The sequence below is a fragment of the Streptomyces sp. NBC_01210 genome (assembly GCF_036010325.1).
GTDB lineage: Bacteria > Actinomycetota > Actinomycetes > Streptomycetales > Streptomycetaceae > Streptomyces.
Genome location: NZ_CP108549.1, coordinates 7,214,410 through 7,234,834, shown reverse-complemented (window position 1 = coordinate 7,234,834; position 20,425 = coordinate 7,214,410). Strand labels below are relative to the sequence as shown.

Below are 20,425 nucleotides of genomic sequence, written 5' to 3'. Positions count from 1 at the left end.
CACTGACAACTCAGGAGACGGGACGCGAGTCCGCCCATACGGACTCGAACTCCTCGCGGTATGTCTGGAAAAGTCCGTTCTCGCCGTCATGGCTGGCGCGAACCACCGCACGCCCCCCGCCCCGCAGCACCAGCACCGGCGCCTCCATCCCCCGCGCCCGGCGCAGATAGGACTGGATGACGGCGAGGCCGTCCGGGCCGTCGCCGTCGACCAGGTAGGCGGTGAAGCGCGGTGTCTCGTCGAAGACCTGGATCTCGAAGGCGCCCGGGTCACGGAGGCGCGAGCGGACGCGGCGCATATGGAGAATGTTCATCTCCACCGTGCGGCTCAGCTCGCCCTTCTTCAGGCCCAGTTCGCGTTCGCGGCGCTTGACCGCACTGCTCGCCGGATTAAGGAAGAGCAGCCGGACCCGGCAGCCTGATTCGGCCAGGTGGACCAGCCGTCGGCCGGAGAAGTTCTGGACCAGGAGGTTCAGGCCTATGCCGATCGCGTCGAGGCGGCGCGCACCGCCGAAGAGGTCTTCGGCGGGGAGCTGGCGCTGCAGCCGGACCCGGTCGGGGTGGACGGAGACCACATCCGCGTAACGGTCGCCGACGAGATCCTCGACCGCGTCGACCGGGAGGCGGTCGGCCGAGGGCACGCCCGCGCCGCTGCCGAGTATCCCCAGGAGCCGGGCGGAGGCGCGCTCGGCCTGGGCGAGCACCGCCTCGTTCAGCGCGCGGTTGCGGGAGACGACATTGCGCGCGACTTCCAGCTCGTCCAGCGCCAGCTCGACATCGCGCCGGTCGTCGAAGTACGGCTCGAAGCACGGCCAGTGCTGGACCATCAGTTCCCGCAGCTGCGGGAGGGTCAGGAAGGACAGGACATTGTCGTCCGCCGGGTCCAGCAGATAGCCCTTGCGGCGCGAGACCTCCCGTACGGCGACCGCGCGCTGTACCCACTCCTGCCCCGCGGGCCCCGCCGCGGCCACCACCCAGTCGTCGCCGTGCACCGGTTCATAGATGGGGCGCAGCACCGCTGCCACCACGGCCCGCAGCCGCTGCTCCACCAGGTTCAGCCAAATGTAGGCCCGCCCGGCACGTTGGGCGCGCGTACGCACCTCGCTCCAGGCGTCCGCGCCCCAGTCCAGTTCCGCCCCGATCTCCATCGGCTGTGCGAGGGAGACCGCTCCGGGCGGCGCGTCGGCGGAGCCCCCCTCGTGACCAGCGTCACCTGGGGGTAGCTCCAGCCCTCCCGAGCTCACCCGCGCACCCCTCTTCCCTTCCCCCTTCAACGATCAAGGAAGAGTACTCCGCCTGCGGGACACGGTGCAGCCGGAACGGCAGTGTCCTTTCCCAACTCCCTTTCCATATCCGGCCCTTCTGCCTGGCGAGATCTGCCGGAGTGAGCGGATTCATAGCGGTTACGTCCCCGGGTCGTCCGAGGAACCCTATGTTGACCGCTGCGTCCTCCCCTGAGGAGGCGTCTCACCGGCGATACTTTCGGGGAGGATCTGGGCCAAGTGCCCCCCAGCACCCGGATCAGAAGTGGAAGAGTCATATCTATGCAGGTCTGGCCGGGACAGGCGTATCCACTCGGTGCCACGTACGACGGCGCCGGCACCAACTTCGCGGTGTATTCAGAAGCCGCCCGACGAATCGAACTGTGCCTACTGCACGACGACGGCTCGGAGACCGACGTCGAGCTGCGCGAGACCGATGCCTTCGTACGGCACGCCTATCTGCCGGGCGTGATGCCGGGTCAGCGGTACGGATTCCGGGTCCACGGTCCGTACGCCCCGGAGCGCGGGCAGCGCTGCAACTCCGCGAAGCTGCTCCTCGATCCGTACGCCCGTGCGATCAGCGGCAGCATCGACTGGGGCGAGACGGTGTACGGCTACCACTTCGGCAGGCCGGACTCGCGCAACGATCTGGACTCGGCGCCGCACACGATGGCCTCCGTCGTGGTCAACCCGTACTTCGACTGGGGCGACGACCGGCCGCCGCGTACCGACTACCACCGCACGGTGATCTACGAGGCCCATGTGAAGGGCCTCACGATGCTGCATCCGGAGCTGCCGGAGGAGCTGCGCGGCACGTACGCGGGGCTCGCGCACCCCGCCGTCATCTCGCATCTGACCGAACTGGGCGTCACGACGCTCGAGTTGATGCCGGTGCATCAGTTCGTCAACGACCACCGGCTGGTGGACGCGGGGCTGAACAACTACTGGGGCTACAACACCATCGGGTTCTTCGCGCCGCACAATTCCTACGCCTCCTGGGGCGACCGGGGCGAGCAGGTGCTGGAGTTCAAGCAGGCCGTACGGGCGCTGCACAAGGCGGGCATCGAGGTCATCCTCGACGTGGTCTACAACCACACGGCGGAGGGCAACCATCTGGGGCCGACGCTCTCCTTCCGGGGCCTCGACAATGCCTCGTACTACCGGCTGTCCGACGATCCGCGCTACTACACGGACACGACCGGCACCGGGAACTCACTGCTGATGCGCAGCCCCCATGTACTGCAGCTGATCATGGACTCGCTGCGCTACTGGGTGACCGAGATGCATGTCGACGGCTTCCGCTTCGACCTGGCGGCCACGCTGGCCCGGCAGTTCCACGAGGTGGACCGGCTGTCCTCGTTCTTCGATCTGGTGCAGCAGGACCCGGTGGTCAGTCAGGTGAAGCTGATCGCCGAGCCGTGGGACGTGGGCGAGGGCGGCTATCAGGTGGGGAACTTCCCGCCGCTGTGGACCGAGTGGAACGGCAAGTACCGGGACACCGTGCGGGACCTGTGGCGGGGCGAACCACGGACGCTGGCGGAGTTCGCATCCCGGCTGACCGGCTCGTCCGACCTGTACCAGGACGACGGGCGGCGGCCGCTCGCCTCCATCAACTTCACCACCTGCCACGACGGATTCACGCTGCACGATCTGGTCTCGTACAACGACAAGCACAACGAGGCGAACGGCGAGGGCAACCGCGACGGCGAGAACCACAACCGGTCCTGGAACTGCGGCGCGGAGGGCGGGACGACCGACCCCGAGGTGCTCGATCTGCGGGACCGGCAGATGCGCAACTTCATCGCCACGCTGATGCTCTCGCAGGGTGTGCCGATGCTCAGCCACGGCGACGAGTTCGCGCGTACGCAGGGCGGCAACAACAACGCGTACTGCCAGGACAACGAGGTCTCCTGGGTGCGCTGGCCGGAGCCGGGCGCGGACGAGGACGGCACACTGCTGGCGTTCACCCGGGCGATGGTGTGGCTGCGGCGCGACCATCCGGTCTTCAGGCGGCGGCGTTTCTTCCACGGCCGACCGGTGGAGGGGACGCACGACGAGCTCTCCGACATCGCCTGGTTCACTCCGGAAGGTGAGGAGATGGTCCAGCGGGACTGGCAGTCGGCGTCCGCCAAGGCGCTGTCGGTGTTCCTGAACGGCCATGCGATCTCGGAGCCGGGGCCGCGGGGCGAGCGGATCGCCGACGACTCGTTCCTGCTGATGTTCAACGCCAGCGCGGACGATCTGGACTTCGCGGTGCCGGTGAACCACGGCCGACAGTGGCAGGTGGTCGTGGACACGGCACGCAAGGAGGGGGTCCCGCCGGGCGAGGGGCCGAAGGTGGCGGCCGGAGAACGGGTGCCGCTGCTGGGGCGGAGTCTGACGGTGCTGCGGCGGCCTGCGTAGCCGTCATCGCGATCGGGTGGACAGGCTCGGCGGCGCGGACTGCGTGCGACAGCAGACCGCGTGCGCGGGGCCCGTCGCCCGTACGGTCCACGAAGGCAGCGCGCACAGCGGGCGCGGCCGGCAGGACGACCCTCATCGGCCGTGCAGGTCCGCGGCGCGCCCGAGCAAGGGGTCCGCCCTGCGAGTAGTCCGAACGGCCGGTACCCGTGCACGGGCCGATGACACAGAAGCCCTCAAGCTGGGTACGTACGTTCGCATGACGCCCACCGCCACATACCGGCTGCAGCTCCAGCCGGACTTCCCGTTCTCGGCCGCCGCGGCAGCGGTCCCGTACATCGCCGGGCTCGGCGTCTCGCATCTGCATCTGTCGCCGGTGCTGGAGGCCGTACCGGGGTCGACGCACGGCTATGACGTCGTCGACCCCGCCCGGGTACGGGACGAGCTGGGCGGCGAGGAGGGTCTGCGGCGGCTGGCCCGTACGGCGCGCGAACACGGTCTCGGGCTCGTCCTGGACATCGTCCCGAACCATATGGCGGCCGTGCCGCAGCACAACGCGGCGCTGTGGGAGGTGCTGCGCGAAGGGCAGCTGTCGCCGTACGCCCGCTGGTTCGACATCGACTGGGAGGCGGGCGGCGGGAAGGTGCTGCTGCCGGTGCTGGCGGGCCGGATCGGCGACGAGTTGGGCGGGATGCGGGTCGAAGGAGACGTACTGCACTACGGGGAGCAGCGCTTCCCGCTCCGTGAGTCCACGGCGAAGCTGCCGCTCCCCGAGCTGCTTGACGCGCAGTGGTACCGGCTCGGCTGGTGGCGGCTGGCCCGTACCGAGCTCAACTACCGCCGCTTCTTCACCATTTCGGAGCTGATCGGCGTACGGGTGGAGGACCCGGAGGTCTTCGACGCGACCCACGTGAAGATCCTCGAGCTGGTACGGGACGGAGTGGTCGAGGGCCTGCGGGTGGACCATCCGGACGGGCTCGCCGACCCCGAGGCGTATCTGCGGCGGCTCGACGAGGCGACGGGCGCGGCCTGCTGGACGGTCGTCGAGAAGATCCTCACCGGGGACGAACGGCTGCCGGCCGGCTGGCCGGTGGCCGGCACGACGGGCTACGACGCGCTGCGCCATATCGACGGCCTGTTCACCGATCCGGCGGGTGAGGCCGAACTGGTCGCGCAGTACCGGGAGTTCGCGGGGCCGGCGGGCGACCGCGGCGGCTACTGGGAGGCGACGGTGCGCCGCGCCGCGTACAGGGTGGTCACGCATGAACTGGCGGCCGAGACCGCGGCGCTCACCCGTCTGGCCGGGCGCGTCTGCGCCGCGGATCCGGCGCTGCGCGACCACGCGCCCTGGGCGCTGCGCGCGGCGGTCCGGGAGCTGCTGGTGCGGGTCCCCGTCTACCGTCCGTACCGCATCGGCGGCGGGGAGGCGCTGCCCCCGGCGGCGGTGCTCGGCGCGAAGGCGGCGTTCGCGGTCGTCGAGGAGGCCGAGGCCGTAGAGGTGGTGCGGGACCTGGCGCTCGGGCGGCTCGGCGAGGGCCCGGACCATGACGCGTTCCGTGCCCGCTTCGCCCAGACCTCGTCCGCGCTCCGCGCCAAGTCCGTGGAGGACACCGCCTTTTACCGGTATGTGCCGCTGATTTCGGCGAACGAGGTGGGCGGCGACCCGGGGAGTCCGGCGGTGGGCCCGGAACTGTTCCATGCGTACTGCGAACGTCTTGCCCGCGACTGGCCGGCCACCGGCACCGTACTGACCACGCATGACACCAAGCGCAGCGCGGATGTACGGGCCGGGATCGCCGTGCTGTCCGAATGCCCGGAGAAGTGGGCGGACTTCCTCGCACGCATCACGGAGGAAGCGGCGCGGCTGGAGGGCGGACGCGCGCCCGATCCGCATCTGGCGTGGGTGGTCTGGCAGACGGCTGTCGGGTTCGGCATCCCGTCCGAGGGCAGACTGTCGACGGCGCTGCTGAAGGGCGCGCGGGAAGCGGCGCTGCTGACCAGCTGGACGGAGCCGGATCCGGCATACGAGGAGGCGGTCACCGCGTTCGCCGGCGCGGGCCCGGCGGGCCCGCCGCTGTACTCGGTGGCGCTGTTCGCCCGTGAGCTGGAGCCGTATGTACGGGCCAATGTGCTGGGCGCGGCGCTGGTGCAGCTGACGATGCCGGGCGTGCCGGACCTCTACCAGGGCACGGAGCGGGATTTCCTCGCCCTCGTGGACCCGGACAACCGGCGGCCGTTCGATGAGGGGCCGCCGAACGAGAAGACGACGGTCACGACGGCGGCGCTGCGGCTGCGCCGGGAACGCCCCGAGGTCTTCGGCGAGTCGGGTACGTACGCACCGCTGCATGCGGACGGCCCCGCCGCCGAACACTGCCTGGCCTTCTGCCGGACGGGTGAGGTGGTCACGGCGGTCACTCGGCTCTCGCTGCGGCTGCACCGGGCGGGCGGCTGGGCGGGCACGGAGCTGACACTTCCTGCGGGGAGGTGGGCCGATCTGCTCGCTCCGGAACGGGAGTTCACCGGCGGCCGACCGGTGCCGCTGGCCGAGCTGTTCGCGGAACGTCCAGTGGCGCTGCTCAGCCGGAGGGCGGTAGGAGGAGGGTCCGCGGCGAGCGGGTGAGGGGCCTGGTGGCGACGGGCCGGAACCGGTGCGTCCAGCGGATGCCGGGCATGGGCCCGGTGGAGGCCGGGCACGGCGCCGGACAGGGCCCGCAGCCCGTACCCGGCCTCCGCGTGCGGTGCTTCAGCCGGTACTGGTCAGCGGCTGGTGGCCCCCGAGAGCCCGGTCACCGGCGACCCTCCGGGCCCTCAGCGTCCGGCCCGACCGGCCACCAGGACCGCTCGCCGAGCAGCGCCGGACGCCGATGCCGACGGCAGGATCAGCGCCCGCAGCACCACCACGGACTCGGGGCTACCCGGGGGCAGGGTCAGCGTGCGGCGAGGCGGAAACTCATCCGTCCGAAGCCCACCATGTCCCCGTCGTGCACGACGACGGAGCCGGTCACCCGCCGCCCGTTGACGGTGGTGCCGTTGGTCGAGCCGAGGTCGCGCAGGATCCACAGACTGCCCTGGCGGCTCAGTTCGGCGTGCAGTCGCGAGACCGTGTCATGGCTCAGCCGCAGCCCGTTCGCCGGGTCGCGGCCGATCTGCAGGGGGTACGGGCCGGGTTCGGGCAGCAGCAGCGGCGGCAGCTTCTCGGCCTGCCAGGCCCTGCGCAGCCGTACCGAGAACGCCGATATCCGGCCCACCGCGCCGTACAGCCGCCGTGACCATCGGCCCTCGGTGTCGAGGTCGGCCGTGAGCGCCCGCAGTTCGTCGGAGCGGCGGGCGGCGAGGGCCAGCTCCATACGGTGAATGAAGGTGTCGTGCGACAGCTTGCCCTGCGCCGCGCCCTCTCTGAGCACACCGAGGACACGGTCGCGCTCGGCATCCGAGAGCCGAGCGGGATACGTGTGGAACTCGAAGGAGGACGTCACATACGAGATTGTCGGGCCGAATGGCCACAGGTGTCCAGAAGAACCGGAGTTCCGGTCCACCCTGAGTCACTGCTGACCTGCGCGGACCTGCCGAACTCGGGCTGTTCCCGAGCCCGGTTCCAGGGAACGGGGTGGACGACTCCGCCGGGAGCCGTCTACGGTGATCACGACGCCCGTGACCGACGGAAGGAGGCGAGAGCAATGCACACCACACGACTCTCGCGCTCCCGCCCCGTCCGCCCGGCGTTCGCAGTCTGACCGGGAGCGCATACCGCACATCTCTTCCCGGAGGACTTGCCCATGACCGAACTGGTCATCCGCGCGCTCACCCCGAGCGACGCGCATCTCTTCGACTCTCTGCCCGACCCTCTCGGTGTGGGCCGCGCGCTGGCCCGTGCCACGCACCGCCCCGAATGGAAGCGGGTCGCACTGCGCGACGGCGTGGTCGTCGCGCGGGCCGCCTGGTGGGGCGGCCCCGACGACGAAACTCCCGTCTGCGTCAACTGGTTCGACTTCGCCGAGGGCGAGGAGGAGGCGGGCACCGAGCTGCTGCGCACCTCACCGTTCCAGGTCGAGTACGAACTGATCCTGCCCGCCGGCTGGCGCGAGGCTCCGGCGGCCCTGGCGGCCGGTGAGGCCAGGATCCGCGCCGTGACGGCGGCCGGGATGAAGGTCCTGGTGGAGCGGTACCAGTACCGCTGGACGCCGGAGTGCGGGCTGCCGGAGAGGCCCCGGCGGCTGAAGTTCAAGCCGGAGCCCGACGACGCAGTGATCTTCGATGTGCTGCGCCGGGTCCACTCCTCGACGCTCGACGCGCACGCGCTGCGCGCCATCGCAGAGGCGGACGTGGACAAAGCAGCGCAGGAGGAGCTGGACTTCTTCCACTGGTGCCCGTCGCCGCGCGAGTGGTGGCAGCTGGCCTACACGCCTGACGGTGAACTGGTCGGTATCCACGTCCCGGCGCGCAATCCGTCGGGGCCGTGCGTCGGCTTCATCGGAGTCGTACCGGAGCAGCGCGGCCACGGCTATGCGTACGACCTGCTCGTGGAGTGCACGCACTTCCTGGCTGAGCGGGACGCGGAGTTCATCGCGGGCGCGACCGATCAGGGCAACTTCCCGATGGCCAGGAACTTCGCGAAGGCCGGGCATCCGGTAGTCCAGGAGCGGATCCACTTCCTTCCCGGTTCGCAGCATTGAGCAAGCTCGGGGGTGTCCGTAAGCTCCGGACACCCCCGAGCTGATGGCGAGCCGCTCATGACGACGGAAGAGACGACGGAAGAGCTGCACTCCGAGCCACAGATCCGAGTCGGCGGCGGCTGGGTTTCCGCTCTCGTACTTGCCAACTTGGGCCTGTACATGGCGTTTTTCACGCCGATCCAGGTGCTGCTCGCCGAGCAGATCGCCGAGCTCGCCCCGTCCGGCAAGGAAGTCGCGCTCGGCTGGGCGACCGGGGTGGGCGCGCTGGTCGCGGTCGTCGCCAATCCGCTCGCGGGTGCGCTGTCGGACCGTACGAGCGGGCGCTTCGGCCGCCGTCGCCCGTGGATCCTGGGCGGGGCCGTGCTGGGCGCGGTGGGTCTCGCGGTCACCTCGGCACAGACGACGGTGATCGGGGTGGCGCTCGGCTGGTGTCTGGCGCAGCTCGGGCTGAACGCAATGCTGGGCGGGACCAATGCGGTCGTGCCCGACCAGGTGCCGGTGCGTCAGCGGGCCGCCGTCTCCGGCTTCATCGGGATTCCGCAGACGCTGGGGCTGGTCGTCGGGGCGCTGCTGGTGACCATGGTGGTGACGGGGATCGCGACGGGATATCTGCTGCTGGCGGCGCTCGTGGTGCTCTGCGCGCTGCCTTTCGTACTCCTGACGCGTGACCCTCAAGTCCCCTTTCTCCCACAGGAGTCGGTGCGTCTGAAGGACTTCTGGGTCAGTCCGCGGGCGTATCCGGACTTCGGCTGGGCCTGGCTCACCCGTTTCCTGGTGATGCTCGGGAACGCGATGGGCACGCTGTATCTGCTGTATTTCCTCAAAGACGCGGTGCATTACGCGGATCCGGAGGAGGGCGTACTGATTCTGACGCTGCTCTACACCGCGGGCGTGGTGGTGACGGCGGTGGCCGGCGGGGTCGTCTCGGACCGGCTGGGTCGGCGCAAGGCGCTGGTCGCGGTCGGTTCGGTGGTGATGGCGGTGGCCTCGCTGCTGCTGACGTTCTGGCACACCTGGCCGGTGGCGATGGGTGCGGCGGCGCTGCTCGGGCTCGGTTTCGGCGTGTACATCGCCGTCGACCAGGCGCTGATCACACAGGTGCTGCCGGAGGCCGGCGACCGGGCGAAGGATCTGGGCGTCATCAATATCGCCAATTCGGCGCCGCAGGTCCTCGGCCCGGCTCTGGCCGCGCCGATCGTGGCGTACGCGGGCGGGTACGCCGGGCTGTATCTGACCGCGACGGTGGTCACGGCCCTCGGTGGTGTGCTGGTGTGGAAGATCCGTTCAGTGCCGTGAGTCCGACGTCCGGGCGGCGGTTCTCTGGGCGGCGATGGCGTCCCGGTACCAGGCGTACGAGGCCTTGGGTGTGCGCTCCAGCGTCTCGTAGTCGACATGGACGAGGCCGAAGTGCTGGGACGCGCCCTGGACCCATTCGATGTTGTCGGTGAGCGACCAGGTGAAGTAGCCGCGTACGTCGACTCCCGCGTCGATCGCCTCGTGCAGTGAGCGAAGATGGGCGTCGAGGAAGTCGATACGGCGCTGGTCGTCGAGTCCGTCGTACGAGCAGCCGTTCTCGGTGATGAAGAGCGGCGGCAGCCGGTCGCCGAACCGGTCCTTGAGGAGCACGAGCAGCTCGCGCAGCCCGTCGGGGACGACCGGCCAGCCGAAGTCGGTGCGCTGGTCGCTCTCGATGTCCCGCAGCCCGAAGGGGAGTTCGGCGGGCATGCCGACGCCGGCGAAGTCGCCGAGGGCGTCCTCGGCGGGCGCGCCGACGAGCATCGGGTGGTAGTAGTTCACGCCGTACCAGTCGAGCGGCTCGGAGATGACGGCGAGGTCTTCGGCGACGGGGCCCGGCATCAGGGCGGCGAAGTTCTCGTCGGGATAGCTGCCGGTGAGGATCGGGTCGGCGAACATCCAGTTGGTGATCGTGTCGTACAGCTCCGCGCCGAACCGGTCCTCCTCGCTGGTCCCTGCGGTCCGTACGGGCGAGTGGGAGACCGCGAGGCCGATGTTCGCGGCGCCCGCCGCGCGCAGCGCCCGGACGGCGAGGCCGTGGGCGAGCAACTGGTGATGGGCGGCGGGCAGCGCGTCGAAGAGGAGCTGCTTGCCGGGCGCGTGCTCGCCCAGTGCGTAGCCGAGCAGGGTGACCTCGGCCGGTTCGTTGATGGTGATCCACATCGGGACGCGGTCGGCGAGCCGCTCGGCGACGACGGAGGCGTACTCGGCGAAGCGGAACGCCGTGTCCCGGTTCAGCCAGCCGCCCGCCTCGTCCAGCGGGAGCGGGGTGTCCCAGTGGTAGAGGGTGGGCGCGGGCGTGATGCCGTGGGCACACAGTTCGTCGACGAGACGGTCGTAGAAGTCGAGTCCTGCGGCATTGACCGGTCCGCTGCCGCCCGGGACGACGCGCGGCCAGCTGACCGAGAAGCGGAAGGCGTCCGCGCCGAGGCCCGCGAGCAGGGCGACGTCCTCGCGATAGCGCGCGTGGAAGCCGGTGCCGCGCGAGGCGTCGGCGCCGTCCTTGATCCGGCCCTGGGCGGCGAAGGCGTCCCAACCCGAGGGCCCCTTGCCGTCGGCGTCGGCGGCCCCTTCGGTCTGGAAGGCGGAGGCGGACGCGCCCCAGAGGAAGCCGGGCGGGAACGCGGGCAGCGGCGGCATTGGCGTCGACATGGTTCGTGACCTTAATAGCCCCAAGGTCACCGCTTCCAGACCCCGTCCTTGCCAGGATGGAGGTCGCATCGACGACGAGGGGACCCCCAGTGCTGTTCGAGGTGTGGGCGCCGCAGGCCGAGGACCGGGTCGCACTGTGGCTGGAAGGCGAGGAGCGCCCGATGGAGCGTGCCGAAGGGCGTGCGGGCTGGTGGAGCGCCGAGGCCGAGGCGGGCGAAGGCGCCCGCTACGGCTTCGCGCCGGACGGCGGGCCCGTGCTGCCCGATCCGCGCTCGCGCCGCCAGCCGGACGGCCCGGACGGCCTGAGTGCGGTGGTGGACCAGAGCGCCTACGCCTGGCGCAACGACTGGGCGGGGCGGGGACTCGGCGGCGCGGTCCTGTACGAGCTGCACATCGGTACGTACACCCGCGAGGGCACGCTGGACGCCGCGGCCGAACGGCTCGGCGAGCTGGCCGAGTTGGGGATCACCCATATCGAGCTGATGCCGCTGTGTCCCTTTCCCGGCGTGCACGGCTGGGGCTACGAGGGTGTGTCGTTGTGGGCGGTGCACGAGCCGTACGGCGGGCCCGAGGCGCTCAAGCGCTTTGTCGACACAGCACACGGCCGTGGTCTCGGAGTGGTGCTCGACGTGGTCCACAACCACCTCGGCCCGTCCGGAAACCACCTGCCGGCCTTCGGCCCGTACTTCACCGACACCCACCACACCCCCTGGGGCTCGGCGGTCAATCTCGACGCCCCGGGCTCCGACGAGGTCCGCGCGTATCTGCTGGGCAGCGCGCTGGCCTGGCTGCGCGACTTCCACTTCGACGGGCTGCGTCTCGACGCGGTGCACGCCCTCGCCGACACGCGTGCGCTGACCTTCCTCGAAGAGCTCTCCGGCGCCGTCGACGCCCTCTCGCGTGAGATCGGCCGTCCGCTCTTCCTGGTCGCCGAGTCGGATCTGTGCGACCCGCGGACGACGACGCCGCGCGAGGCGGGCGGCCTGGGTCTGCACGCCCAGTGGAACGACGACTTCCACCACGCCCTGCACACCGCGCTGACCGGTGAGTCCCAGGGCTACTACGCCGACTTCGCCGTCACTCCGCTGGCGGCAGTCGGCAAGACCCTCACCCACGGCTTCTTCCACGACGGTACGTACTCGAGCTTCCGCGGCCGTACGCACGGCCGCTCCGTCGATATGACGAGAACCGCCGCACACCGCTTCCTCGGCTACGCCCAGACGCACGACCAGATCGGCAACCGGGCACTGGGCGACCGGCTCTCGGCCACCCTCTCCCCCGGGCTGCTGGCGTGCGCGGCCGTACTGGTGCTGACCGGGCCGTTCACGCCGATGCTGTTCATGGGTGAGGAGTGGGGCGCCCGTACGCCCTGGCAGTTCTTCACCGACCACACCGACCCGGAGCTGGCCGAGGCCGTACGCAACGGCAGACGGCGGGAGTTCGCGGCGCACGGCTGGGCGGAGGAGGACATCCCAGACCCGCAGGCGCCGTCGACCAGGGAGCGCTCCTGCCTGGACCGGTCCGAGCGGGAGCGGGAGCCGCACGCACGGCTGCTGGCCTGGCACCGCGAGCTGATCGCGCTGCGCCGTACGCAGTCGGATCTGACGGATCCGGACCTGGCGGCGGTGAAGGTGGCGTACGACGAGGAGGCTCGCTGGCTGGCGTACCGGCGCGGCGATCTGCGGATCGCGGTCAACCTCGCCAAGGATCCTGCCGCGATTCCGCTGGGCGGCGGCGGCCGGGTGCTGGCGGCCTGGGATCCGGTCCAACCTCCCGGCGCGGACGGTCTGTTGCACCTTCCGCCCGAGTCCGGTGTCGTGCTGGCCGATGCGTGACCTCTTGCCATCGAGCCCGCTCCAGCTTCTAATGTCGCCGCCATGAAGCAACTCAATCTCGGCAGGACGGGTCTGCGCGTCAGCGAGCTGTGTCTGGGCACGATGAGCTTCGCGGACGACGCGAGCGGCCATCGGATCCTCGACGCCTTCACCGAGGCGGGCGGCACCTTCATCGACACCGCCGATCTGTACGACCACGGCGGCTCGGAGGAGATCCTCGGCCGCTGGCTCAAGGGGCGCAGGCGTGACAACCTCGTCGTCGCGACCAAGGTGTGGGGGCGGATGGGCGAAGCGCCCAACGACGGCGGTCTGAGCCGCAAGCACATCGTCGCGGCCGTGGAGGCGAGCCTGCGCCGGCTGGGCACGGACTACATCGATCTCTACCAGACCCATATCTGGGACGCCACCACGCCACTGGAGGAGACCCTCGCGACCCTCGACACGCTGGTGAAGGCAGGAAAGGTCCGCTATGTGGGCGCGAGCAATGTGACGCCGTCGCAGCTGCAGCGCTCACTCGACCTGGCGCACCACCGCGGCTGGGAGCCGTACGTCAGCCTTCAGCCGCTCTACAACCTGCTCAGCCGAGAGCTGGAGTGGGAGCTGGCGCCGCTCTGCCTGGAGCAGGGGGTGGCGGTCATTCCATGGAGCCCGCTGGCGGGTGGCTGGCTGACCGGCAAGTACCGGCGCGGCATGGACTCGGTGCCGGTCGCGTCGCGCGAGGCCCGGTTCCAGGAGCGGTCGGGCAAGGAGGGCTGGCGGGAGCGGGACACCGAGGAGACCTGGCGGGTGGTCGACGCGGTGCGCGAAGTGGCGGAGGAGACGGGCCGTACTTCGTCGCAGGTGGCGCTGCGGTGGCTGCTGGAGCGTCCGGCGGTGACGGCGCCGATCATCGGCCCGCGTACGGCCGAGCAGCTGGCGGACAATCTGGGGGTGCTGGGCTGGGAGTTGACGGCGGAACAGTCGACGAAGCTGGACACGGCGAGCGCGCGGCCGCTGCCGTATCCGTACGAGATGCTGGCGCGGCTGAGCCACCACGATCCGCGGTAGCGGAAATCAAGCCCCGTCGGCGATCGAGGCGCGGGGTCCGGGGCGGAGCGGCCCCGGCTATTCCACGATGGCCATCTCGCGCGGGGTGTTGTTGAAGCGGCGGCCGCCGTCCTCGGTGACCGTGACGATGTCCTCGATACGGACGCCGAAGCGGCCGGGAAGATAGATCCCCGGCTCGACGGAGAAGCACATGCCGGGGACCAGCGGCTGTTCCTCGCCCTCGATCATGTACGGCGGCTCGTGCGTGGTGACGCCGATCCCGTGGCCGGTGCGGTGGATGAACAGGTCGCCGTACCCGGCCTCCTCGATGATTTCGCGGGCGGCCCGGTCGATCTCCTGGCAGGCGACCCCCGGCCGTACCTCCTCGAAGCCGGCCTGCTGGGCCTCCCGTACGACGTCGTGAACGTGCTGCTCGGCGGGGGTCGGCTCGCCCACATGGACGGTACGGCTGGTGTCGGAGCCGTAGCCGTGCTTGAGGCCGCCGAAGTCGAGGACGACCATGTCGCCGTGGAGGATGGTGCGATCGCCCGCCTCGTGATGCGGATTGGCGCCGTTCGGTCCTGAGCCAACGACGGTGAAGTCGACCTGCGAGTGCCCGAACTGCTTGAGCAGCGCGGCAAGATCGGCCGCGACCTCGGTCTCCCCGCGCCCGGCGAAGCGCACCTTGAGGATTTCCTGGTACGTCTCGTCGGCGGCGGCTCCTGCCGCCTCGAGCCGGGCCAGTTCGTGCGCGTCCTTCACGGCACGCAGCATGGGCAGCGCCTTGGTCAGCGATACGTACGAGGTGCCGGGCAGCTGCTTCTGCAGTCCGAGGAGATGCATCGCCCAGGTGTTGTCGCTGACGCCGAAGCGGCCGCCGGCATCCAGCAACGGGGCGGTGGCGGCGTACGGGTCCTGGCCGTCGGTCCAGTCGCGCACGGTGAACGCGGCCGCGCCCGGGGCCCGCTCGGCGTCCGGCGCCTCCAGGGTCGGAACGACGAGGACCGGTTCCTGGCCGGCGGCGAGGACGAGCACGGTGAGCCGCTCGGTGATTCCGGGCCGGTAGCCGGTCAGATGGACGAGGTCGGGGCCGGGCGCGACGAGAACCCCCGCGAGCCCCGCGTCGGCGGCGGCGTCCGCGGCGCGGGCCATCCGGGCCCGGTAGTCGTCTGCGGTGAAGGGTGCGGGCGTGGTGGGCATGGGGCCATACTGCCCGCGGGCGGTGAGGCGCGCGAGCTCATTCCTGGTCCATGGCCACCAGCCGCTCCAGCAGCTCCTGGAATTCGTCACCGACCACGATGCGCAGGCTCTCACCGTCCTCGGCACGGTCGCTGAGCTGGGTGAGGGTGCCGTCGCGCCACCAGTAGACGTACGGGCTGATGGCACCGGGCGTGTCGGCGTAGCCGGCGGCCGCGAACGAGGCCATGGCGTTGAGGGCCGAAATCATGCCGGTGTCGCGGATGGCATGGAAGGCGAGCTGATGCCGGAAGGGCATCGCCACCAGGGCTCCGTCGGCGGTGAGCTGCTCGCCGGTGACCTGTCGTACGACGCTTTCCAGCGTCAGGACGCGACTCGCGGTGTAGAAGGAGTCGCCGAGAACCACCTCGAAGCGCATGCCCTCGGAGTCCTTGACGGTCTCATGGCCCTCGACGGGCAGTCCCCTGAGGTTGTAGAGCGCCTGCTCGCGCAGGTACTGCAGGTCGCCGAGCGGCTCCAGGGCCTCGTCGGTGAGCATCATGACGCTCTCCGGGAGGTCGAGCGCGAGGATCTCGAACAGGCCGGGCGCGACGGTACGCGCGTAGCCGAAGTTCTGCGCATTGAGCCCGTCGGCGCCGACGACGCGCGGGTAGAGCTGGGCACGGATCTGCTCGGTCGGCAGGGTGTCCAGCGCGGAGGGCGCGTCCATGGTGCGCAGCACCATCCCGACGTGCTGCCGGACCAGTTCGGGCCAGGATCGCGGCCCGCGGTCGTCGTTGTGGCAGACGGCGGCGAGATTGCCCAGCCCGAACTGGCGGCCGCCGCTGTCGGACACCACGTCCGCGTACACGGTGACTTCCAGGCCCTGTTCGGCGAAGGCTTCCCGGACCTGGGCGCGGAAGCGTGCGCCCTCGTTTTCCGAGAAGTAGTCGAACTCGGGGTCCCGGGGTGCATCGCGTCCGTCACGTTTCGGCCCTCGCCGGAACAGCCCCACGTCAACCGCCTTCCGCATCGCGTACCAGGACCTCGAGCGTACCGAGCGTCCGCTACAGCGCCTGTGTGACCACGAAGTCGGCACGGTTGCGGCCGCGCGCGACCAGCCGGGCGTTGCGCTCGTCGGAGTCCTGGACCCAGCGTTCGGCGTACGCCCGCTGTTTGCCGAACCGCACATGCCGGTCGACGAGGCGGCGTACGCGTACCGCATCGTCGATCTCCAGGTACCAGACCTCGTCGAGGAGAGGCCTGACCTGCGCCCAGGGGCCTTCGTCGTGCAGGAGGTAGTTGCCCTCGGTGACGACGAGGGGGGTGCCGGGGTCGACCGGAATGCTGCCGGCGACGGATTCCTCCAGGGCGCGGTCGAAGGCGGGTGCGTAGACCGTGTCGCCCGGGGCGGGGACGCGCAGCCGGGCGAGCAGGGCGGCGTACCCGGCGGCGTCGAAGGTGTCGGGTGCGCCTTTGCGGCCGGCGCGGCCCAGGCGGACCAGCTCGGCCTGGGCGAGGTGGAAACCGTCCATGGGGACCAGGACGGCGAGCCCGTCGAGTGCTTCGACGAGATGGGCGGCGAGGGTCGACTTCCCGGCGCCGGGGGCTCCTGCAATGCCCAGGATGAGCCGGCGGCCGGGGACGGCGAGTTCGCGGGCGCGGTACAGGAGGTGCGGTGGGTACTGCGGGCGTGGCGGGGGCGGCGGCGCATGCATGGTGCGCATTGTTCCATCGCATTGATGCAGGGACAGTCATACGTATAACGTGGTGCACATGTCGTACATCGCCCTGGTCACCCTCGTCGTCCGTGACTACGACGAGGCCATCGCCTTCTACACCGACGCCCTCGGCTTCGAACTGGTCGAGGACACCGACCGCGGGGACGGCAGCCGCTGGGTGGTGGTCCGCCCGCGCGGCACGGGCCATGGCTCGGCACTGCTGCTGGCCCGCGCCAAGGACGACGTCCAGCGCGCGAGCGTCGGCGCGCAGACGGGTGGGCGGGTCGGCTTCTTCCTGCACACCGAGGACTTCGCGGCCGACCACGCGCGGATGACGGCGGCGGGCGTCCGCTTCCTGGAGGAGCCGCGACACGAGCCGTACGGCTCGGTCGCGGTCTTCGAGGACCTGTACGGCAACCGCTGGGACCTGCTGCAGCCCAAGTAGTCAGCCGGGGAGATCGAGCTCCGCGCGAACGGTCTTCCCGAGTCCTCCGCGCTCCAGGACCTCCCACCGGCAGGCGAGCGCCTCGACGAGGACGAGGCCGCGGCCGGATTCGGCCAGGGGTGGCAGCGGCGGTACGTCTCCCGGGTGGGGCGGTCGCTGCTCGGTACGGGTGTCGGAGACCTCGATCCGGAGCGTGTCCGGGCTGAGAGTGAGCGTCAGCTCGAAGTCCCGGCCGGGTACGCGCCCGTGGGTCGCCGCATTCGCGGCGAGTTCCGCGACGAGCACGGCGGTGGTGTCGGAGTGCTCGGAGTCGTACGGGATGCCCCAGACGTGCAGTTGGTGGAGCGCGAGGCGCCTGGCGAGCCGGGCGCCGCGACGGGTGGCACTGAAGCGCTGGGTGAACACACGTACGGTGAGGGGCTGTTGGGGGCTGGGTGCGTGCATGCGACCACGGTGGCCGCCGGGAGCCGCGTTCCCCCAGATCAGGAACCCGTACGCCGAGTCAGCGTACGGGTACCCACAGTGGACAGTACGGGTAACTGACCGTGACCCTGGGTGGGTTGCGGGGTTGCTCAGCGCAGGCACGTGGGAGGTGGCCGTAGATGACGGAGACGGCGGGCGCACCGGGCGGTTCGGGCGGGGAGCCGGAGGTATCGGACAGCCTGAAGGCGTTCGGGGAGGTGGTCAAGGCCTTCCGGAGGCGGGCGAGGCTGACACAGGAGGAGTTCGCGCCGAGGGTGCGGTACTCGCTCCCGACCGTGGCGTCGATCGAGCAGGGCCGCCGCTTCCCGCCGGCGGACTTCGTCGACCGGGCGGAGGAGGTCCTCGACGCGTTCGGCACGCTGAAAGGCGCGGCACGGCATCTGTCGCGGCGGCCGGGGCTGGCGAGCTGGTTCCGGCAGTGGGCGAGTCTGGAAGCGGAGGCGGTCAGTCTCTACACATACGAATGCCGGTTGATTCCGGGCCTGTTGCAGACGGAGGCGTACGCGCGGACGCTGTTCACGAACCAGCTGCCGCCGCTGGGCGACGAGCAGATCGAGGCGCAGTTGGCCGCACGGCTGGAGCGGCAGCGGTTACTTCGGGAGCGGCCGAACACGGCGTACAGCTTCATCCTCGAAGAGCACCTGTTCCTGCGGCGGACGGGCGGGAGGCAGGTCACGCTGGATCTGATCGACCACGTCCTCGGTCTCGCCGAACTCCGCAACATCGAGATCCAGATCATGCCGGTGGTACGGCAGAGCCACGCCGGGCTGGACGGTCCCATGCGGCTGCTGGAGACCCCGGACAACCGGTGGCTCGGCTACTGCGAGGGGCAGAAGAGCGGCCAGTTCATCTCCGACCCGAAAGTGGTCAGTGAGCTCCAGATGCGGTATGCCAGGATGCGGTCACAGGCTCTTACTCTGGAAGACTCCGTGAGCCTGTTGCGGCAGATGCGAGGAGCGGCATGAGCACCACTGAACTGGCCTGGTTCAAGAGCAGCTACAGCGGCGGCGATGGCGACTCCTGCGTCGAAGTCGCCCTGTCCTGGCACAAGTCCAGCTACAGCGGCGGCGATGGCGACGACTGCGTCGAGGTCGCCACCTGCCCCAGCACCGTCCACGTCCGCGACTCCAAGGACACGGAGGGCCCCCAACTCGCCCTCGCCCCCGCCGCCTGGACCAGCTTCGTCACCTACGCCGCCGAAGCCCGGGGCTGACGCGGAGCCTCGCACCCGGCCGAGCGGCGATTGTCAGAGGTCGCTCCTATCGTTGTTGTCGTCGGTAGATCACCGCAGAGAACCACGGGGAATCATGACTGCGACGACCATCACCGTGCCCACGCACGCGCTCCATCCGTCGATCACGCACGAGGCGACGCGGCACCGTCTGACCGGGGCCGGGCTGCCCGCCACGCACAGCCTGATGCGGTTCGCGCCGCTGGCCGAGTCACGGGTGGTGACTGTGCGGCAGTATCTGGTCGACAAGGAGGCAGACCCTGCGAACCTCGACGCGGACATCGCGGATCTGCTCGTCGTCGGACACCTCATTGTCGAGAACGGCGACGCGGAGGAGGTCGTACTCGACGGGGGCACGGGGCGCTTGTTCAGCATGTGGCTGTACGAGAAGTCCCCGCACAACGCCGAGCTGTTCCCGCTCGCCCCGTCGCTTGACGCCCTGGCGCGTTTCCTTGAGAGTGTCGACGAATTCGCCGCCCTGCGCGGCCGGTTCGCCGGACTGGCCGAGCGGACCGGCGCCAACGTCGTGGCGGAGGCATCGGCCCTGTTGATGTCGGTCTTCACCGACGAGGACTGGGGCCACGACGGGTGGGGCAGCGCGGGCACCCCGGCCGAGTGGGATCACGCGATCCCCGCGTTCTGGCGCATAGCCGCGCTGATACGGCCGATGGCACTGGTCGCCGGCCCGGGGCAGGGCCTGCGTCTGGACCTGCCCGACGGGCTGCTGGACGAGGAGTTCGGGGCGGACGGGGTCGTCCGCATCGATCCGTCGGAGCTGCCCGCGGCCCTGGAGCACGAGCCGACGCGGCGGTTCCTGACGGACATCGGGCTCCCGAAGGAGGAGCTCATGTTCGGCCTGTGGCGCGACGAATACCTGCTGCTGACTCTCGCGGAGGCCGATGCGCGTGAGGACGGCGACGCTTCCCGTGAGACGCCGGCGGACGGGGACAGGCTGATCAGTCTCGGCAGTCTGGTCCACGACTTCGAGGTCGTGATCGACGGCCGTACGGGCCTCCTCTCGTACCACGAGTACGGCGCAGGTACGACGACGCCGGTCAACGCGGACATCTCCACGCTGGCGTTCACGGTGTGGATGTACAACCGTCAGCAGAACATGGAGAAGGAGCACGACTTCACGCAGGACTTCTACCACCAGCTCGCCGACACCATGGTCGCCGTGCTCGCCTCGGTCGACCCCGTCGCCTGCCTCCCCGCGAAGGACGCCGACGACTACCGCTACTGGCCGGAGGTGTTCCACGACGAGGCGGGCGGCGTGCTCTGACGTCCGTGTTCAGGTCAGCCGGAAGACCGGGCCGCGGGGCGTCCTTCGAGGCCGCGCTGAAGCAGTTCAGCGGCGAGCAGGACCATGTGTCAGCGAGTAGAACGCCTTCTGGACGTCCGGAGCGGCGGCGTTCAGCTCGTCGAGGAACCGGCAGCCTGCACGCGGTGGCGTTCCTTCGGCGAACTCGGAGAAGAAGATCGGGCCCGCCCAGTGTGGGCGGGCCCG

17 protein-coding genes are annotated in these 20,425 nt (G+C 70.3%); 10 read left to right on the top strand and 7 right to left on the bottom strand.

Annotated features, from left to right (window positions below):
* Positions 1 to 10: 10 nt before the first annotated feature.
* On the bottom strand, positions 11 to 1,243 hold the full coding sequence (locus tag OG735_RS32535) for an SAV2148 family HEPN domain-containing protein (protein ID WP_327326707.1): 1,233 nt from the start codon (positions 1,241 to 1,243) through the stop codon (positions 11 to 13).
* Between the two features lie 300 nt (positions 1,244 to 1,543).
* Here OG735_RS32535 and glgX point away from each other — a divergent pair, with 300 nt between their 5' ends.
* Together glgX and treY are read left to right on the top strand one after the other, a co-directional pair.
* Complete coding sequence (glgX, locus tag OG735_RS32530) at positions 1,544 to 3,664, top strand: glycogen debranching protein GlgX (RefSeq protein WP_327326706.1); 2,121 nt, start codon at positions 1,544 to 1,546, stop codon at positions 3,662 to 3,664.
* A gap of 256 nt (positions 3,665 to 3,920) precedes the next feature.
* Positions 3,921 to 6,281 (top strand): malto-oligosyltrehalose synthase, encoded by a 2,361-nt coding sequence (gene treY, locus OG735_RS32525; protein ID WP_327326705.1) that lies wholly within the window; start codon positions 3,921 to 3,923, stop codon positions 6,279 to 6,281.
* Positions 6,282 to 6,588: 307 nt separating this feature from the next.
* Here the strand turns inward: treY and OG735_RS32520 are convergent, their stop codons facing one another.
* Positions 6,589 to 7,137, bottom strand: coding sequence for a DUF1707 and FHA domain-containing protein (locus OG735_RS32520; RefSeq protein ID WP_327326704.1), 549 nt, complete (start codon positions 7,135 to 7,137; stop codon positions 6,589 to 6,591).
* Positions 7,138 to 7,437: 300 nt separating this feature from the next.
* Between OG735_RS32520 and OG735_RS32515 the strand changes: the two genes are divergently transcribed.
* Both OG735_RS32515 and OG735_RS32510 read left to right on the top strand, forming a co-directional pair.
* Positions 7,438 to 8,334, top strand: coding sequence for a GNAT family N-acetyltransferase (locus OG735_RS32515; protein WP_327326703.1), 897 nt, complete (start codon positions 7,438 to 7,440; stop codon positions 8,332 to 8,334).
* A gap of 57 nt (positions 8,335 to 8,391) precedes the next feature.
* Positions 8,392 to 9,630 (top strand): MFS transporter, encoded by a 1,239-nt coding sequence (locus tag OG735_RS32510; protein ID WP_327326702.1) that lies wholly within the window; start codon positions 8,392 to 8,394, stop codon positions 9,628 to 9,630.
* Here OG735_RS32510 and OG735_RS32505 read toward each other — a convergent pair.
* Positions 9,619 to 11,001 carry a GH1 family beta-glucosidase gene (locus OG735_RS32505; protein WP_327326701.1) on the bottom strand — a complete coding sequence of 461 codons (1,383 nt, stop codon included), beginning with the start codon at positions 10,999 to 11,001 and terminating at the stop codon, positions 9,619 to 9,621. The two genes, OG735_RS32510 and OG735_RS32505, sit on opposite strands and share 12 nt — an antisense overlap.
* 56 nt (positions 11,002 to 11,057) lie before the next feature.
* On the opposite strand from OG735_RS32505, the gene treZ reads away from it, so the two are divergent.
* Positions 11,058 to 12,836 carry a malto-oligosyltrehalose trehalohydrolase gene (gene treZ / locus OG735_RS32500; protein ID WP_442812528.1) on the top strand — a complete coding sequence of 593 codons (1,779 nt, stop codon included), beginning with the start codon at positions 11,058 to 11,060 and terminating at the stop codon, positions 12,834 to 12,836.
* A gap of 42 nt (positions 12,837 to 12,878) precedes the next feature.
* The gene (locus tag OG735_RS32495) at positions 12,879 to 13,883 is read left to right on the top strand and encodes an aldo/keto reductase (protein ID WP_327326699.1); all 1,005 of its coding nucleotides are present in this window, start codon (positions 12,879 to 12,881) and stop codon (positions 13,881 to 13,883) included.
* 57 nt (positions 13,884 to 13,940) lie between these two features.
* On the opposite strand, the gene OG735_RS32490 is transcribed toward OG735_RS32495, so the two are convergent.
* Genes OG735_RS32490 through OG735_RS32480 form a run of 3 tightly spaced genes read right to left on the bottom strand, consistent with a single transcriptional unit; the run spans position 13,941 to position 16,756 of the window.
* On the bottom strand, positions 13,941 to 15,062 hold the full coding sequence (locus tag OG735_RS32490; protein WP_327326698.1) for an aminopeptidase P family protein: 1,122 nt from the start codon (positions 15,060 to 15,062) through the stop codon (positions 13,941 to 13,943).
* A gap of 37 nt (positions 15,063 to 15,099) precedes the next feature.
* Entirely contained in the window at positions 15,100 to 16,053 is a 954-nt protein-coding gene (locus tag OG735_RS32485) for a hypothetical protein (RefSeq protein ID WP_327328528.1), read from the bottom strand.
* A gap of 52 nt (positions 16,054 to 16,105) precedes the next feature.
* Positions 16,106 to 16,756, bottom strand: coding sequence for a nucleoside/nucleotide kinase family protein (locus tag OG735_RS32480; protein WP_327328527.1), 651 nt, complete (start codon positions 16,754 to 16,756; stop codon positions 16,106 to 16,108).
* A 58-nt stretch (positions 16,757 to 16,814) separates the two neighbouring features.
* Between OG735_RS32480 and OG735_RS32475 the strand changes: the two genes are divergently transcribed.
* Positions 16,815 to 17,204 carry a VOC family protein gene (locus OG735_RS32475; RefSeq protein ID WP_327326697.1) on the top strand — a complete coding sequence of 130 codons (390 nt, stop codon included), beginning with the start codon at positions 16,815 to 16,817 and terminating at the stop codon, positions 17,202 to 17,204.
* Here OG735_RS32475 and OG735_RS32470 read toward each other — a convergent pair whose 3' ends face one another.
* Entirely contained in the window at positions 17,205 to 17,648 is a 444-nt protein-coding gene (locus tag OG735_RS32470; RefSeq protein ID WP_327326696.1) for an ATP-binding protein, read from the bottom strand.
* Positions 17,649 to 17,806: 158 nt separating this feature from the next.
* Between OG735_RS32470 and OG735_RS32465 the strand changes: the two genes are divergently transcribed.
* The 3 genes from OG735_RS32465 to OG735_RS32455 all read left to right on the top strand — a co-directional run bounded on the left by OG735_RS32465 (position 17,807) and on the right by OG735_RS32455 (position 20,200).
* Positions 17,807 to 18,652, top strand: coding sequence for a helix-turn-helix domain-containing protein (locus OG735_RS32465; RefSeq protein ID WP_327326695.1), 846 nt, complete (start codon positions 17,807 to 17,809; stop codon positions 18,650 to 18,652).
* Positions 18,649 to 18,900, top strand: coding sequence for a DUF397 domain-containing protein (locus OG735_RS32460; RefSeq protein WP_327326694.1), 252 nt, complete (start codon positions 18,649 to 18,651; stop codon positions 18,898 to 18,900). Before OG735_RS32465 ends, OG735_RS32460 begins: the two co-directional genes overlap by 4 nt.
* A gap of 94 nt (positions 18,901 to 18,994) precedes the next feature.
* Positions 18,995 to 20,200 (top strand): SUKH-4 family immunity protein, encoded by a 1,206-nt coding sequence (locus tag OG735_RS32455; protein ID WP_327326693.1) that lies wholly within the window; start codon positions 18,995 to 18,997, stop codon positions 20,198 to 20,200.
* Positions 20,201 to 20,425 lie beyond the last annotated feature (225 nt).